Raw genomic sequence first — 13,921 nt, forward strand, 5'->3', positions numbered from 1 at the left:
AAAAATGCGCCGTTCATCGCAGTATCTGAACCATTGTGGCTCAGCGCAGGGTCGCCCCGCGCCGGCTTGCATCCGCGTATCGCCTCTCCCCGTAGACAGCAGGACGCCTACCGAGGAAACACCATGCCGAGCTTGATCTGCGATCTGGAAGACCTGCTCGCCTCCTGGAAGGCCGAGGCACGCACCTTCGACGCCTGCGACATGCCGGCCTCTGCACTGGCCTTCCGCGATTGCCATCGTCGACTGTCCGCATTGCTGGACGCGCATGCACGCCAATCGGCCTCGCCGACAGCCGCGCTGGCTGGACGCGAGCAGCCCAGCTCAGTGACCGAGCTGGAGCCGCGCGCCATCGCGCCGATGGGTTCCTAGGGTGTCGATCAGCGCGTCGCTGGCCTGATTCGCGCCAGCCACCTCGACCTCGGCGCCGTGCGCACGCAATTTGAACACCACCCGATCCAGCGCCGCTACCGCACTGATGTCCCAGAAATGCGCGTGGCTCAGATCGATCAGCACCTTCGGCGGCGTGCCGAGGAAATCGAAGCTGGCGACGAATTGCCCGGCCGATGCGAAGAACACCTGGCCGCGCACCGCATACACGCGTACCCCATCGTCACCATCGCTGGCCTGCACCTGCAGCATGCGCCCGACCTTGCGCGCGAAGAACAGTGCCGACAGCAGGACGCCGGCCAACACGCCGCGCGCCAGATCGTGCGTCCAGACCGTGACCACGACGGTGCCCAACATCACCACCGACGAACTTGCCGGGTGCCTGCGCAGATCGCACAGCGATCCCCAGTTGAAGGTGCCGATGCTGACCATGATCATCACCGCCACCAGTGCCGCCATCGGAATCTGGCGCACCCAGGCCGCGCCATAGACCACCATCAGCAGCAGGACGACGCCGGCCACCAGGCACGACAAGCGCCCACGTCCGCCCGAGCGCACATTGATGACCGACTGCCCGATCATCGCGCAGCCAGCCATGCCACCGAAGCAGCCCGCCACCATGTTCGCCAGTCCTTGACCTGCGCATTCGCGGTTGCGCTGCGATGGGGTATCGGTCAGGTCTTCGACAATCTGCGCCGTCATCAACGACTCCAGCAAGCCGACCACCGCCAGCGTCGTCGATACCGGCAGCAGGATGCGCACGCTGTCCCATGTCAGCGGCACGTCCGGCAGCAAAAATACCGGCAGGCTATCAGGCAGGTGGCCCATGTCGCCCACGTGCCGGAGATCGAGGTGCCAGTACGCGCATGCCGCCGTCAACACCACAATTGCGACCAGCGGCGAAGGAATCGCCGTGGTGACGCGCGGGAGCAGATAGATGATGACCAATGCCGCTGCACACACGGCATACACCGGCCATGGCATGCCGACCAACTCCGGCAGCTGTGCCAGGAAGATCAGAATTGCCAATGCGTTGACGAAGCCGGTGATCACCGAGCGCGAGACAAAACGCATCAATGCGCCCAGACGCAATGCGGCTGCAATCAGCTGCAGCACGCCCGCCAGCACGGTCGCCGCCAGCAGGTACTGCACCCCATGGTCCTTGACCACATCCACCATCAACAACGCCATGGCACCGGTGGCGGCAGAAATCATGCCTGGCCGACCACCGGCGATCGAAGTCACCACTGCAAGACAGAACGCCGCGTAGAGCCCAACCTTGGGATCAACGCCGGCAATGATCGAAAACGCGATGGCTTCGGGAATCAGCGCAAGCGCGACCACGATGCCGGCGAGCACATCGCCACGCACGTTGCCGAGCCATTGCTGGCGCAACGGGAAACTTCTGGACATTGAACGACTCCATGCGCCGGCAACCACACGGCGCATTACATGCACGTCAAACACCTGGACCTTCGCAGCAACTGCGAGCGCGTAAGGCCTGAGGTCAGGGTGGTGTCATGTGTCCAAGGAGATCGTTCTTGAGCAGTGGCGATACTAACGCGCTCAGGCCAGCCCGAACAACCCGACGCTGCGCCTGTGTCTGCGCATCGAACATCAGACACAGATCAACGATGCGCACGCATGCGCGCAGCCGTTGCTGACAGCACGCGGCTCAGTCGTCGCTAGCCACGCGTTCGCCCATCAGTTCGCGCTCGCGTTTTTCCAGTTCTTCGGCGTAGCGCTTGCGCACGAATCCCTCCGACAGCACGCCCAGTACCTTGCGATCGCTGTCGATCACGGCCAACTCATCGGCCTGTGTCGTATCGAAGACCTTCATGATCGCCACGATGTCGGTGTCGGCCAGCAGCGCCGCATCGCGGTGCTTGGCATAGTCGCCGACCGGGGCGTCCAGCTGCACATTGTCGGCGTACAGCACGGCCAGCGGCACCACGCCGGCATAGTGTCCGTCTGCATCTTCCAGCACCACGCGTTGCGTGGAGCCCAGCGGGAACCGCCGCCGGAATTCGGCCACGCTGATGTCGTACGCGGTGTGGTTGGCATCCTTGCGCATCATCTTGCCAGCCGACAGATTGCGCACCCAGCCCACATCGCGCGCACTGCGGATGTTTTCGCCGCGCAGATGCAGCCGCCAGGTGGAGAACGAATAACCGAACACCTGCCGCACCACGGTATTGGCCACCAGCACCGCCGCCATCACTGCGCTGGCCAGCACGAAATCGTGCGTGCCTTCCAGGATCAACATGGCCATGGTCATCGGCGCGCCAACGATGGCCGCCGCCAATGCAGCCATGCCCACCAGCGATGCACTGGTGGTGTCCACCACCGCAGCGCCCAGCAACAGGTTCAGGCTCACCGCGAACAGGCTGCCCACCAGCGAGCCCATGAACAACGAGGCGAAGAACAGACCGCCGCGGAAGCCGAAACCCAGCGAAATTCCCGACGCAATGCACTTGAGCACCAACAGGATGGCGAGCACCTGCAAGGTACTGCTGCTGGTCAGGTCTAGATGCAATGCGCCATGCCCCGAGGACAGCACCTGCGGCGAATACAGCGCCAACGGAATCAGCAGCAACCCACCGATGACCGGGCGCCCCCACACCGGCAGATTGATGCGGCCCACGCCACGTTCGATGCCGGCGACCAGGCGCATCACCGCAATGCCGATCAACGCGCACGCCAGGCCCAGCGCGATGTAGACCGCATAGTCGCGCGGCTGCAATTGGTAGGCCACCGCAGCAGGCAACGAGTACGGCGCTGCGCCCAGGGCATTGGCCATGAACGCGCCAGCCAATGCGGCGGCGGCCACCGGTGCCAACGCCGATGGCGTGTAGGCACCGATGACGATCTCGAACGCATAGAACGCACCGGCCAGCGGCGCGCCGAAGGCGCCGGCAATCGCACCGGCCGCGCCGGCGCCCACCAGCGTGCGCATGTCGGCACGCCGCACCCGCAACACGCGCCCCAGCTGCGAGCCGGCACCCGACCCCATTTGCGTGTAGGTCGCCTCCAGTCCCACCGACGCACCGAAGCCGTTGGACAACAAGGTCTGCACCGCAACGATCAGGTTGTCGCGCATCGACATGCGCCCGCCATGCAAGGCATTGGCTTCCACCGCATCCACGAGGGGCCGCTTGCGCCGCCGCGCCATCAGCGTCACCAGACCAACCAGCAAGCCGCCCAGCGGCAACACCAGCAACTGCGTTGCCGTCATCGAGGTGGCCGTGCTGAGCCGCTGCTCGGGCGCGAGCGCGTACAGCCAGCTCTGCAGGCCATGCGCGATACCGGCCTGCAGCACCATCAATCCAGCCGCGATCAGCCCCACCAGCGCGGCCAGGGCGATGAACCAGAGATCGTTGGCGCGCAGCTGCCTGCGCAAGCCGTCCAGCGGCCGGCGGAGTTGCGCCGCCATGGCGTGCACGGCCGGCAAGGTGTGGGAAAGTGGCTGCATGGGACCAATGATTGCGGGATCGGCACCGGCAGAGCCGGCGTCCGCTGTGGGGCCTAGTGTGCATGAGCGCCGCTGACCTGAGCCAATCTGGCGCGGCGATGAAACGCGCGCCGCGCCGCAGGCGTGATTGCAGGGCCAGGCATTCAGGCGCCAGAATCGGAGCCGGCACGCGGCGCACCATGCGCGTGCGATCGTTGAGCCACTCGAACAGGGATGCACGATGCTCTACCTGCTGCTGGGCTTGATTGCCACCGAAGGCCTCTTGCTGATCACCTGGAACCGCCCCTACTTCAGCTGGGGCCTGCCGGTGTTTACACGGCGTATTGCGGTGACCCGCGATGCGTTGGCCTGCTTTTCGCTGGCGCAAGTGGAAAATGCGGTCGAGCCATCGCGCTGGCCCGACTTGCGGTTCCATCGTCTGTCCGAAGACGTGTATGCGTTTCGCGAAACCTTCCTGTTCGTCGGCGGTGTCTATCCGATGATCATGCGCGGGCGCATCGTGATCGACCGTCGGCGACGCGAGATCATCGTGAGCGGTTTCTGCAACTGGACCGTAGTGATGATGGTGGTTGGGTTCTTGGTTCCGGCAGCCGTCGTCAGGCCAGGGGCCACGCTGATGTTCGCGGGACTTCTCATGCTGTCCTATCTGCTGCAACGCAGCCGTTTCATCAGTGTCGAAGCGGCCGTGCGCATGCTTCTGCACACCAACACCACGCCACTGATTCCGCGCCGGCCAGAGGCGACGCCGCGCGTCCCGGCCGACTGACACCCGCCTGACGCAATGCGTTGCGGTGCGTCACTCCACCACGCACAGCGGCACTTCGGTAGGCCGCAAGGTCAACACACGTACGCCAGTGCGCGTCACCGCCACGGTATGCTCGAACTGCGCCGACAACCTGCCATCGCGCGTATGCACCGGCCACTGATCCGGTTGCGAACGGATCGCCGCACGGCCCTGGTTGATCATCGGCTCGATGGTGAACACCATGCCTTCCTGCAGTTCCAAGCCGGTGCCCGAGTGGCCGTAGTGCAGGATCTGCGGGTCTTCATGCATCTCACGGCCGATGCCGTGCCCGCAGTATTCCTTGACCACGCTATAGCCGTGCGCACGCGCGTGCCGCGCAACGGCATGGCCGATATCGCCCAAGCGCGCGCCCGGGCGCACCGCTGCAATCCCTTTCCACATCGCCTGATACGTGGCCTGCACCAGGCGACGCGCCGGGTAAGCGACCTCGCCCACCAGGTACGTGGTACTGGAATCGGCGATATAGCCGTTCTTTTCCAGCGTAATGTCCAGGTTGACGATCTGCCCGCTGCGCAACACGTCGTCGGCCGATGGCACGCCATGGCAGACCACATCGTCGATGGATGCGTTGAGTACGAACTCGAAACCGTACTGCCCCTTGCTCGCAGGCCGTGCGTCGAGCTCATCGACAATCATGCGCTCGACAAACCCGTTGAGTTCCAGCGTACTGCGACCTTCCAGCGGCAAGCGATCCAGCGCATCGAACACCTGCGCCAGGAGCTGGCCAGACACCGCCATCAGCGCGATCTCGTCGGGCGACTTGATCACGCCCGGCCCGGCTTCAAGGCTTGCGGCCGTACGCCCGGCCGTACGCCCGCCGCGCGCAATTGTTCGGCCACGATCTGCTGAAACGTCGTGTCCGGATGCATCTCGCACAGCATGCCGACCTTGATCCAGAAATTGGCCTGCGCATTGATCGAACGGCTACTCACCGTGCACGCACGGCGCAGTTGGTCGTGCAGGTCGTCGTCGATATTGACGATGCCCATGATGGCTCTCGTTTTGCGTCGATATACGAATTGTATATGAAACGTATATTTGCACGCAATCGCTCCGGGGCGGGGCGCCGTGGAGGGCGATGCCTGTCCGGCGCGTGCTGCGTGCCTTGTCGGAAAGGCCCGGCAGCCTCGCAGTACGGTGAGCACGGCACAAAAGCGAATCGGCCCCGGGCCGATGCGATGCCACAACGCCCGGAAGCAAACGCCGCACATCGCGTGAACGCCACAGGTTACGTTCGTCAGCGCTCGATTGCCGAATGTGTTCGCCCGATCCGGGCATAGATCTCGCTTACCCACTCGATAAACACACGCACCTTGGTGCTCAACTGTCGGCTGGGCGCATAGGCGATGAAGACATCCAATGGCGCCGGGCGCCAGTCCTGCAGGACCGGCACCAGCGCGCCGCGTTCGATGGCCGGCCGCACCATGAAATCGAGCGTGTGGATCAGCCCGAGCCCGGCCAATCCGGTCGCCAGATGCGCGTTGCTCTCGTTGACCATCACGCTGCAGTTGGGAACGATCTCCAGCGGCGCGCCATCGTCCAGGAAATGCAACGGCGGCGCTTTGCCGCTATGCGCGGAGAAGTAACCCACCACGGGAAACGCCGGGCTTTTCAGCTGTTCCGGGTGGGTCGGGACACCGTAGCGTGCGAGATAGTCAGGACTCGCGCAGGTGGTCCAGGCAAGGCTGCCGATCTTGCGCGATATCAGCGCGCCGTCGTCTGCCGTGCTGCGGATCGCGCAGTCGATGTTTTCGCCGATGACATCCACCGTGCGATCGGTGACGCCAAGCTGCAGCTGGATATCCGGATAGCGCGCACAGAACTCCGGCAATGCGGGGATCAACAATCCGCACGCCGTCGAGCCGCCCGTATCTACACGAAGCCGGCCCTTGGGGCTGCCCTGGGCACGCCCCAACGTGGCTTCCACGTCGTCCAGCTCCGTGAGTAGGTGCCGCACGCGCGCGTAATACGCAGCGCCGTCGTTGCTGACACGCACGCGGCGCGTGCTGCGTTCAAGCAATGTGACTCCCAGATGTTTTTCCAGCGCGCTGATCGACTTGCTCAGCGTGGCATTGGGCATCTGCAGCGATTCCGCCGCACGGTTGAACCCGCCGGTTTCCACAACGCGCGCAAAGGCACGGATTGCCTGCAGGTGATCCATTGATCGCTCCGTCTAGAGCGCCGGATTATTCCCGCAGGGAAATAAAGAATCAACAATACGCCGATTTATCGCCGCGGCGAGGGTCAATAGACTGCCTGCAACGCAGAAACTCCGCTCAAGAGGCAAACACCATGCACGTCCACGATCTGGCCAACATCCACCCCACCAAACACGCCGGGAAGATTGCCCTGGTCACCGGCGGCAGCTCGGGCATCGGCCTGGCCGCCGCAAAGCGGCTGGCACTGGAGGGTGCAACGGTGGTCATCAGCGGCCGCCGGCAGCAGGAACTGGACCGGGCGGTCGCCGAGATCGGCCACGGCGCCACGGCGGTACGCGCCGACATTTCCGTTGGTGCAGCGCTTGACGCCGTCATGGACGTCATCGCCACCGCGCATGGACGACTGGATCTGCTGCTTGCCAACGCAGGCGGCGGCGAATTTGCACCAATCGAATCCATTACCGAAGCAGGCTTCGACAAGTACTTCAACATCAACGTCAAGGGCACCCTGCTGACCGTGCAGAAGGCGCTGCCACTGATGCGCGCCGGCAGCGCCATCGTGGTGACGGGCTCCATCGCGGCCAATCAAGGCGTCGCCAATTTCGGCGTGTATGCCGCAACGAAGGCGGCACTGCGCTCTTTCGTCAGGACATGGGCATCCGAACTGAAAGGTCGCGACATTCGCGTCAACCTGATCGCGCCCGGCGTCGTGGTCACACCCGCCTATAAATCCGAATTGGGCATGAGCGACGAAGACATCGACGCCTACCTGGCCGAGATCCAACTGAAGGCACCACTGGGCCGCGCAGCGAGCCCGGATGAGATGGCCAAGGCGATGTCCTTCCTGGCATCGGACGATGCCTCCTACATCACCGGCATCGAGCTGACAGTGGACGGCGGCCTGACCCAGATCTGACCATACGTGCAGCGCGCTACCGTGAGTGCACTTCCAGCCCACCAGAGACAAACAAGATGAGCATGCAAAACAATTTGGCGATTGCGCAAAACTTCCTTGAAAAGATCGGCTCCGGTGCATCGCCTGAGGCGATTGCGGCGATGTTCAGTGCGGATCTGCAATGGCATATCCCAGGCGATCCATCCGCACTGCCGTGGATTGGGCGACGCAGCGGGCGCGGCGCGGTAGAAGCGTTCGTGCGTGATTCCGGCACCCTGATGGAGCGCATCCGGTTCGAGGTGCATGACCTACTGGCCAGCAACGACCGCGCTGTCATCGTGGGCGAGCTCGCCAGCCGCATTACCGCCAGCGGAAAGCTCATCGAGACGCCGTTTACGATCGTGCTCACCATCACGGGGAACGAGATCTCGCACTTCCTGATGCTTGAAGACAGCTTTGCGGTGGCTGCCGCGGCGCGGCGCTGATCCGCCCATGTTCGGAGTGCGGCCGACGCGTTACGAACCTGCTCTCCCAAGGGATTGTTCGAGGAAGCGGATCAATGCAAGAATGCGCGCGACGCGAAAAACGTTCGCCTGCGTGCCGTCGGCACCAAGAGATCGAATACACGCCATCCAGCATGCTTGCTAGGTTGGCCAGCGCCCCTCGCCGAGATCACCCGGCCTTTCTTCGAGCTGCCGCCTGTGCGAACGCTCGTTGTATTTGGAGCGCTCATGACAGCCAACAACACCAACCCACGTCCATCTTCAACTGATCAGATCGCTATCGTCGGTGCTGGTCTGGGCGGTTTGACACTCGCACGTGTCCTCCACATCAACGGCATCTCCGCCACCATCTATGAGGCCGAGGCTTCACGCAACACCAGATCACAAGGCGGCCTGCTAGACATACACGAATGGAACGGGCAGCTAGGCTTAACCGCGGCAGGCCTCCACGACGCCTTCCTGTCCCTCGTCCTCCCGGGCGAGGATGCCAAGCGCGTGAGTGACAAGCACGGCACGATTCTGTTCGACAGACAACGCTCTGTCGGCTCTCTCAGACCGGAGGTGGACCGCAGCGCACTCCGCCGGCTGTTGATTGACTCCCTGCCCTCCGATGCCATTCATTGGGGTCGCAAGCTCATACGGGCAGCACGCAATGCGGACGGAGCGCTTGCCCTCACTTTTGCCGACGGTTCATCGATCACGGCGGACCTGGTTGTCGGAGCGGACGGCGCATGGTCGAAGGTTCGGCCGTTGCTGTCGACCGCACCCCCCGCATACGTGGGCACCACTTTTATCGAGACATCTCTCACCGATGCCAGGCTAGCGCCAAGATGGTCGGGCGCGGCACATTGATGGCTTTAGCCCCCGGCCAAGGCATCTTTACCCACAGATACGCAGACGGCGCGCTACGCAGCTACATTGCGTTGACCAAGCCCGAAGCATGGTTTCGCGAGCTCGATTTTGGCCGGCCTACAGCCGCGATGCGCCGCATTGCCAAAGAGTTCGAAGATTGGGCTCCAGCTCTGTTGGCCATGATTACCCACACTGACAGCGCGCCCATCATTCGCCCGATTTATGCATTGCCGATCGAACATGCTTGGGCACGCACTCCCGGCGTAACGCTCGTCGGCGACGCTGCGCACCTGATGTCACCGTTTGCGGGAGAAGGTGCAAACCTCGCCATTTACGACGGAGCCGAGCTCGCACGTTCGCTCATTGAGAACCCGGGCCAGATCGAGGCGGCACTGAGTGCCTATGAAAATGCGCTGTTCCCACGTAGCACCGCTCTCGCGGAGCAGAGTGCGAGCAATCATGCACAGTTCTTCGGCTTCAATTCGCCTGCCAGCGTGGTGAACTTGTTTTCTGCCCACGAGGTGTAACGGAAGTAGGTGGCGTTCAAGCGCGACGCGCTAACCGCGGCGGTCTTGCGTCGGCGGAAACTAGCTTGGCGGGGATCCTCAAGCCAACTATGCCTACAGGAACAGGAGAGCGCTACGCCTGCGCAATTGGTGGGCCCACCAGGATTCGAACCTGGAACCAAAGGATTATGAGTTAGCGCTATTGAGCTTGCGAATCAGCAACTTACGCTGCTTATTTTTCCCGGCCACCAGCGCCGGAGACCTTATGCGGGCTTGGGCCTACGGCCAATTTTCCCGATCGCTGCGATCACCGACCTGCACCTAGATGGCGCGGGTTCGCGGCGATTCGTGCGGCCACTTCGCTTCGAATCCTGACCTCGTGGCGAGTCGCCCACATGGCTGTGCCACGCCGCCCCTGCTCAAAGCTGCTGCAGTCTCGCGTAACCAGCGGCGCAAACGGCTCGCCTGGCGGGCTCGGTCGCTGACGTTCCAGCAGTACAAACCAGCCTCCCGCGACCTTATCCATCATTCGGGCTATTTCTACGCCGTCGAGCGTGAGAGCGGTGGGCGGTCCCTCTTCATGCTGGGAAGCCTTCTCCCACCGGAAGCCAGACGGCAGAACAGGCTCATCGCCGGTATCGATCACGCTCATACGGCATCCATATAGAAGGTGTGCCGCTGGCTATCTTGCTTGTTGGCCAACCGGCGGCCGCGCTTGAGCATGGCTACGGCCTGGTCTACCAGCCACCAATGCTTCCCGCCGGCAACGTGGACGGGATCGAGGTGAGTCTGCAGGGCATCGCGAGTCAGTGCCATTGCGGGGGATCCGGCGTTAGCGAGTTGGTGGCAACCCACTCTAGCGCGCCCCAATCTCAATTTTTCAGATGACCAACGGGGAGAGGTAATTTAGGTAACCAACCTCTAAAAATTACACATATATCCATATGCATCAATGACTTACGAATCAATTTCAAAGGTAATTAAAGGGTAATTGAGAGGTAATGGGATTACCTTTCGCGGAGGTAATCAAGCTCCCAAAAAATATCCTTAAATTTCAATCACATAACTTTTCTATGGGAGCCTAATTACCTTAAATCACCCCAAAAGGTAATCCAGAAATTCCCATTGACATCAATTGCTTAGGCCTTGCTTCAGGCTCCGGATTACCGATTACCCGGTTCCGATGGTCATTTGCCGAAATGCGCTGGGAGGCCTAGCAACGGATCGCAGCCGATCGCCCCCGCCAAGCCCCCCAGGCGCGCAGGGATCTGCAGGGAAGAGAGGCCTCCTTGAATCGCACGGATCGGTAACAGCAGCGCGGCCTAGGCCCACCCTGCGGGGGTGCAGCGAAAACCATGCATGAAGACCGCAGGCGTGGCGGGGCGACGATTGCGCGTGACTGAGGCAGAGCAGGCAACCTGTGAGGGCGCGAGGGTGCCAAGTGGCCACAGCGCGCCAGATGTACTCTTCCGGCTTGACGTGACGCACAACCGCTTATAAGAGAGACAACTTAGGACGCCGCAAAATGCTCGTGCAGGAGTGATGGAGCTCAAGCGCCCGCAGCCTGCCAACCTCTTGGGACTCGTGTCCGGGAAGCCTGAGCGAATCGTAGTAAGGCATCCACAAGGCAGAGGTACCACTGCGGTCTTGCGCTATGGTCTCGGCAGGTCGACCATGACACGACCTTCAAGGACGATCCTATGCCTCAGTTGTTGACACGAAGCACGGTGCGCCTGCTCGAAGCGAGCATGGATAATCTATCGCTCGCGATGACAGCAGCAGCTACGCCGGTTCGCCACTCGTCGAAATCCTCGGAGGCAGGCTTTGCCGGCTTGATAGGCCTGGCAGGTGTCGCCGCTGAGCAGGCTATTTCCTCCATCCTGATACAGATCGACGGCGATGGGGCTGCATTCGCTGATGGGAATCGATACAAAACAGCCGGCCAGGTGTTGGCTGACGTTCGTCATATTTTGACGGCACCACCGGTGGCGCGGGCGGCGTTCCTGACTACTGGTATTGACCAACCGGAAGAGCATCGCCAGGCACTACGCCTAGCTCTCGAACCATTCACCCTTTTGATTAGCCAACGTGCTGCAGCTCTACACGGAGGTCTGGGGGTAAGCCGCGGTGTTGCGCTGGTTGCAATTCGCATGGTTCATCATTTCCTCCGCTTGCTAGGCCAATCACAACGAATTAACGCGTATCTGAAATCGATGCCTGATCTGCCGGAGCCACCAACTGAGCCCACCCTGCTCTTAGATGAATTGATTGCCCGGTTTACCTCCGCTACGACAACAGCGCAGAAGGGCGTGTTGTTACGGCAGCTGTTCCTCGTGCTGCCAGAAGTTCCGCCGAATCAACCAGACTGGCTAGAAGCGTTGGACCGCGTGGCAGTTGTGCCCCAAGAAAGTGATATTCGCCTCTTGATGACTACATTGCAGACAGCACATCCAGCCCGGTTCACCCGCTTGTCAGGTTCTGGCCAAGCGTTAGCGGTTACCGTCACCCAGTCAGCTTCGGCACTACCCATCGAAGTTCAGGCCCTGCGCACTGCGTTCATGAGGGTTCATGAGCAGATCGGTGGTGACATAGCAAACGCAAACGGACGTTTGGGTCAGGGCTTCTTGCATGTGCCCCCTGACCGGGTAATGGTGGCGCTATTTGCGATGGGTCCACACGATTTGGCTGAAGCATTTGGCAGCGCGCAATTGACTGCTCACAAGGCATGGCCGTTTGTCGTTGCTGCGCTCAACACCACTCCTGGTACACCTCGGCCATACTGGTTTCTCGTGCGGCGTGTCACTGAACTCGGACAGCTGCGGGCTCAACTAACACGAGCAGCATCCTTTGGTCGTCCTCAGCTGGCGCGGCGCATCCACGACGAAGTGCTGCAGGGTATTGATTGCCTGGAGAAAGGCAGGCAGCTCCCGACACGGCACACCTTGGCGGTTTCTTGCCAAGCCTGGATCGCTGGCGCTGCCTCACATTCCGAAAAGCTTGCCGAGGCAGTGGAACGCTCTAAGGGCGATGCATCTAAAGCTCTAACCGACGCTGCAGCAGAGGCGGTGCGAGAAGTTGCAACTGGCTTCGGCACCGTTGCCGAAGCATGGTCAGCGATTGAGCAATCTGGCCTCACAAATGCAACAGAAGCGCCCAGAGCACGGGTTTATTGGGCTCGTAAACTTGCCGAGGCTTCCACTGAACCAAATGACATTACATTCCTGTCGGCTGTCGTATTGGACGAAACACTTATAGGTGCGCACAGCGCTGCTCGACAATCGCTGAGGATGATCGATGCGACGAAGTATGGGCCATCCATGGCACTTCAGGCTTAAGTGATCAGCTATTAGAGAACCGAAGCGTAACGCTAGCTCAGCAACAAAATCTCAGCGCTGATCAACCCGCACCATACTTTTGATAGGACAGCACCTACGTGATGCCGGCGGCGGCGGACTTGTCGCCGGTATTAGTTAGAGTAAAGCAAAACGGTTCCGCACCACTTCGGCGTAGTGCGGTGATATCTCAACGCCGGTCCAGCCATAGCCTTCCAGCTTTGCGGCCACCAGAGTCGTGCCGCTGCCCGCAAAGGGGTCGAGGATCTGGCCACCTGCTTCACAGATCGACACCAGCCGCCGCATCAGCTCCGTAGGCTTGCCGGTCAGATGGTGCTTGTCCGCTTTGCGCACCGACTCACGGATCACGCCGGGCAACACCGGCGCGCGCCGATCCAGCGGCATGTTGCCTTTACTGCCCCACACGATGTATTCGGCCTGATTCCGGAAGCGTCCCAACTGCGGCCGAACACCCTCGGTCTTGTCCCAGACGGTGATGCCGCGCCAGGTGAAGCCGGCGATCTGCAGCGCGTCGGTGGTCAGCGGCAGCTGCCGCCAGTCGGTGAACAGCAGCACCGGCGCGCCGTCCTTGAGCACGCGCGCGCATTCGGACAGCCACAAGTGCATCCATTTCAGGTGAGAGCGCTGGTCGCGCTCGTCACCAACGAAGTCGGCATGCCCACCATCCCGGCAGTACTTCGTCGACGGCGGCCGGGCACGGGCGGCGGCGGTCAGGCCGCCACTCGCGTAAGGCGGGTCAGTGATCAGCGCGTCGAACGAATTGGCTTCGAGCGTGGGCAGGATGGTCAGGGCGTCGCCCTGCAGGAGCTGGTTTTTCATGGTGAGAGCCTTCTTGGATTCGCTCGCGGCGATCAGAGGTGAGGCTCTCGGCCTTCAGGTGATTGAGAGTGCCGCAGCGCGGGCACTTGATCTGGATTTCGTCAAAGGCGCCGGCCTTGCAAAGCAGGCGAGCGCATTCGCCACAACGGAGGTTCTTGAGCATTGCGTGG

16 protein-coding genes are annotated in these 13,921 nt (G+C 61.8%); 7 read left to right on the top strand and 9 right to left on the bottom strand.

All coding sequences use genetic code 11. The annotated features are described in order from the left end of the window. Nucleotides 1-123: 123 nt before the first annotated feature. Complete coding sequence (locus HLH45_RS01670; RefSeq protein ID WP_029820410.1) at nt 124-369, top strand: hypothetical protein; 246 nt, start codon at nt 124-126, stop codon at nt 367-369. Here the strand turns inward: HLH45_RS01670 and HLH45_RS01675 are convergent. Both HLH45_RS01675 and HLH45_RS01680 read right to left on the bottom strand, forming a co-directional pair. After that, nucleotides 322-1,800 carry a SulP family inorganic anion transporter gene (locus HLH45_RS01675; protein ID WP_033479353.1) on the bottom strand — a complete coding sequence of 493 codons (1,479 nt, stop codon included), beginning with the start codon at nt 1,798-1,800 and terminating at the stop codon, nt 322-324. The two genes, HLH45_RS01670 and HLH45_RS01675, sit on opposite strands and share 48 nt — an antisense overlap. A 262-nt stretch (nt 1,801-2,062) precedes the next feature. Next, entirely contained in the window at nt 2,063-3,820 is a 1,758-nt protein-coding gene (locus tag HLH45_RS01680; protein ID WP_029820412.1) for a chloride channel protein, read from the bottom strand. 259 nt (nt 3,821-4,079) lie between these two features. Between HLH45_RS01680 and HLH45_RS01685 the strand changes: the two genes are divergently transcribed. Beyond that, complete coding sequence (locus HLH45_RS01685) at nt 4,080-4,625, top strand: hypothetical protein (protein WP_008577635.1); 546 nt, start codon at nt 4,080-4,082, stop codon at nt 4,623-4,625. Nucleotides 4,626-4,655: 30 nt separating this feature from the next. Here HLH45_RS01685 and map read toward each other — a convergent pair whose 3' ends face one another. The 3 genes from map to HLH45_RS01700 form a co-directional block, all read right to left on the bottom strand. Then, nucleotides 4,656-5,432: a type I methionyl aminopeptidase gene (gene map / locus HLH45_RS01690; protein WP_008577633.1), complete on the bottom strand. Its 777-nt coding sequence runs from the start codon at nt 5,430-5,432 to the stop codon at nt 4,656-4,658. After that, on the bottom strand, nt 5,429-5,653 hold the full coding sequence (locus HLH45_RS01695; protein WP_008577631.1) for a ParD-like family protein: 225 nt from the start codon (nt 5,651-5,653) through the stop codon (nt 5,429-5,431). Before HLH45_RS01695 ends, map begins: the two co-directional genes overlap by 4 nt. A 248-nt stretch (nt 5,654-5,901) precedes the next feature. Continuing rightward, nucleotides 5,902-6,825, bottom strand: coding sequence for a LysR family transcriptional regulator (locus tag HLH45_RS01700; RefSeq protein ID WP_008577629.1), 924 nt, complete (start codon nt 6,823-6,825; stop codon nt 5,902-5,904). A 131-nt stretch (nt 6,826-6,956) separates the two neighbouring features. On the opposite strand from HLH45_RS01700, the gene HLH45_RS01705 reads away from it, so the two are divergent. The 4 genes from HLH45_RS01705 (at nt 6,957) to HLH45_RS21920 (ending at nt 9,600) form a co-directional block, all read left to right on the top strand. Next, on the top strand, nt 6,957-7,739 hold the full coding sequence (locus HLH45_RS01705) for an SDR family oxidoreductase (RefSeq protein ID WP_008577627.1): 783 nt from the start codon (nt 6,957-6,959) through the stop codon (nt 7,737-7,739). 56 nt (nt 7,740-7,795) lie between these two features. Beyond that, the gene (locus tag HLH45_RS01710) at nt 7,796-8,203 is read left to right on the top strand and encodes a nuclear transport factor 2 family protein (RefSeq protein WP_008577626.1); all 408 of its coding nucleotides are present in this window, start codon (nt 7,796-7,798) and stop codon (nt 8,201-8,203) included. Nucleotides 8,204-8,449: 246 nt separating this feature from the next. After that, a complete protein-coding gene (locus HLH45_RS21915; protein WP_269147871.1) occupies nt 8,450-9,073 on the top strand; it encodes an FAD-dependent oxidoreductase in 624 nt (207 codons plus the stop codon). Continuing rightward, nucleotides 9,073-9,600 (top strand): FAD-dependent oxidoreductase, encoded by a 528-nt coding sequence (locus HLH45_RS21920; RefSeq protein ID WP_269147870.1) that lies wholly within the window; start codon nt 9,073-9,075, stop codon nt 9,598-9,600. Before HLH45_RS21915 ends, HLH45_RS21920 begins: the two co-directional genes overlap by 1 nt. A gap of 286 nt (nt 9,601-9,886) precedes the next feature. Here HLH45_RS21920 and HLH45_RS21610 read toward each other — a convergent pair whose 3' ends face one another. Next, nucleotides 9,887-10,231, bottom strand: coding sequence for a hypothetical protein (locus HLH45_RS21610; RefSeq protein WP_046934643.1), 345 nt, complete (start codon nt 10,229-10,231; stop codon nt 9,887-9,889). Further along, on the bottom strand, nt 10,228-10,395 hold the full coding sequence (locus HLH45_RS01720) for a hypothetical protein (protein ID WP_008577619.1): 168 nt from the start codon (nt 10,393-10,395) through the stop codon (nt 10,228-10,230). The genes HLH45_RS21610 and HLH45_RS01720 overlap by 4 nt, the downstream gene beginning before the upstream one ends. Before the next feature lie 884 nt (nt 10,396-11,279). Here HLH45_RS01720 and HLH45_RS01725 point away from each other — a divergent pair. Further along, nucleotides 11,280-12,914 carry a hypothetical protein gene (locus HLH45_RS01725; protein WP_126952648.1) on the top strand — a complete coding sequence of 545 codons (1,635 nt, stop codon included), beginning with the start codon at nt 11,280-11,282 and terminating at the stop codon, nt 12,912-12,914. 135 nt (nt 12,915-13,049) lie between these two features. Here the strand turns inward: HLH45_RS01725 and HLH45_RS01730 are convergent, their stop codons facing one another. Next, nucleotides 13,050-13,751, bottom strand: a complete 702-nt coding sequence (locus tag HLH45_RS01730) for a DNA-methyltransferase (RefSeq protein WP_046932103.1) — start codon at nt 13,749-13,751, stop codon at nt 13,050-13,052. Continuing rightward, nucleotides 13,669-13,914 carry a Com family DNA-binding transcriptional regulator gene (locus tag HLH45_RS01735; RefSeq protein WP_043908800.1) on the bottom strand — a complete coding sequence of 82 codons (246 nt, stop codon included), beginning with the start codon at nt 13,912-13,914 and terminating at the stop codon, nt 13,669-13,671. Before HLH45_RS01735 ends, HLH45_RS01730 begins: the two co-directional genes overlap by 83 nt. Nucleotides 13,915-13,921: the final 7 nt, after the last annotated feature.

This window comes from Xanthomonas euvesicatoria, assembly GCF_013112235.1.
Classification (GTDB): Bacteria; Pseudomonadota; Gammaproteobacteria; order Xanthomonadales; family Xanthomonadaceae; genus Xanthomonas; species Xanthomonas euvesicatoria.

Coding starts and splice junctions, on each gene's coding strand:
- HLH45_RS01680 (WP_029820412.1), bottom strand. CDS start 3,820: ATGGCGGCGCAACTCCGCCGGCCGCTGGACGGCTTGCGCAGGCAGCTG.
- HLH45_RS21920 (WP_269147870.1), top strand. CDS start 9,073: ATGGCTTTAGCCCCCGGCCAAGGCATCTTTACCCACAGATACGCAGAC.
- HLH45_RS01685 (WP_008577635.1), top strand. CDS start 4,080: ATGCTCTACCTGCTGCTGGGCTTGATTGCCACCGAAGGCCTCTTGCTG.
- HLH45_RS01710 (WP_008577626.1), top strand. CDS start 7,796: ATGAGCATGCAAAACAATTTGGCGATTGCGCAAAACTTCCTTGAAAAG.
- HLH45_RS01720 (WP_008577619.1), bottom strand. CDS start 10,395: ATGGCACTGACTCGCGATGCCCTGCAGACTCACCTCGATCCCGTCCAC.
- HLH45_RS21915 (WP_269147871.1), top strand. CDS start 8,450: ATGACAGCCAACAACACCAACCCACGTCCATCTTCAACTGATCAGATC.
- HLH45_RS01735 (WP_043908800.1), bottom strand. CDS start 13,914: ATGCTCAAGAACCTCCGTTGTGGCGAATGCGCTCGCCTGCTTTGCAAG.
- HLH45_RS01730 (WP_046932103.1), bottom strand. CDS start 13,751: ATGAAAAACCAGCTCCTGCAGGGCGACGCCCTGACCATCCTGCCCACG.
- HLH45_RS01670 (WP_029820410.1), top strand. CDS start 124: ATGCCGAGCTTGATCTGCGATCTGGAAGACCTGCTCGCCTCCTGGAAG.
- HLH45_RS01700 (WP_008577629.1), bottom strand. CDS start 6,825: ATGGATCACCTGCAGGCAATCCGTGCCTTTGCGCGCGTTGTGGAAACC.
- HLH45_RS21610 (WP_046934643.1), bottom strand. CDS start 10,231: ATGAGCGTGATCGATACCGGCGATGAGCCTGTTCTGCCGTCTGGCTTC.
- HLH45_RS01695 (WP_008577631.1), bottom strand. CDS start 5,653: ATGGGCATCGTCAATATCGACGACGACCTGCACGACCAACTGCGCCGT.
- HLH45_RS01675 (WP_033479353.1), bottom strand. CDS start 1,800: ATGTCCAGAAGTTTCCCGTTGCGCCAGCAATGGCTCGGCAACGTGCGT.
- HLH45_RS01705 (WP_008577627.1), top strand. CDS start 6,957: ATGCACGTCCACGATCTGGCCAACATCCACCCCACCAAACACGCCGGG.
- HLH45_RS01725 (WP_126952648.1), top strand. CDS start 11,280: ATGCCTCAGTTGTTGACACGAAGCACGGTGCGCCTGCTCGAAGCGAGC.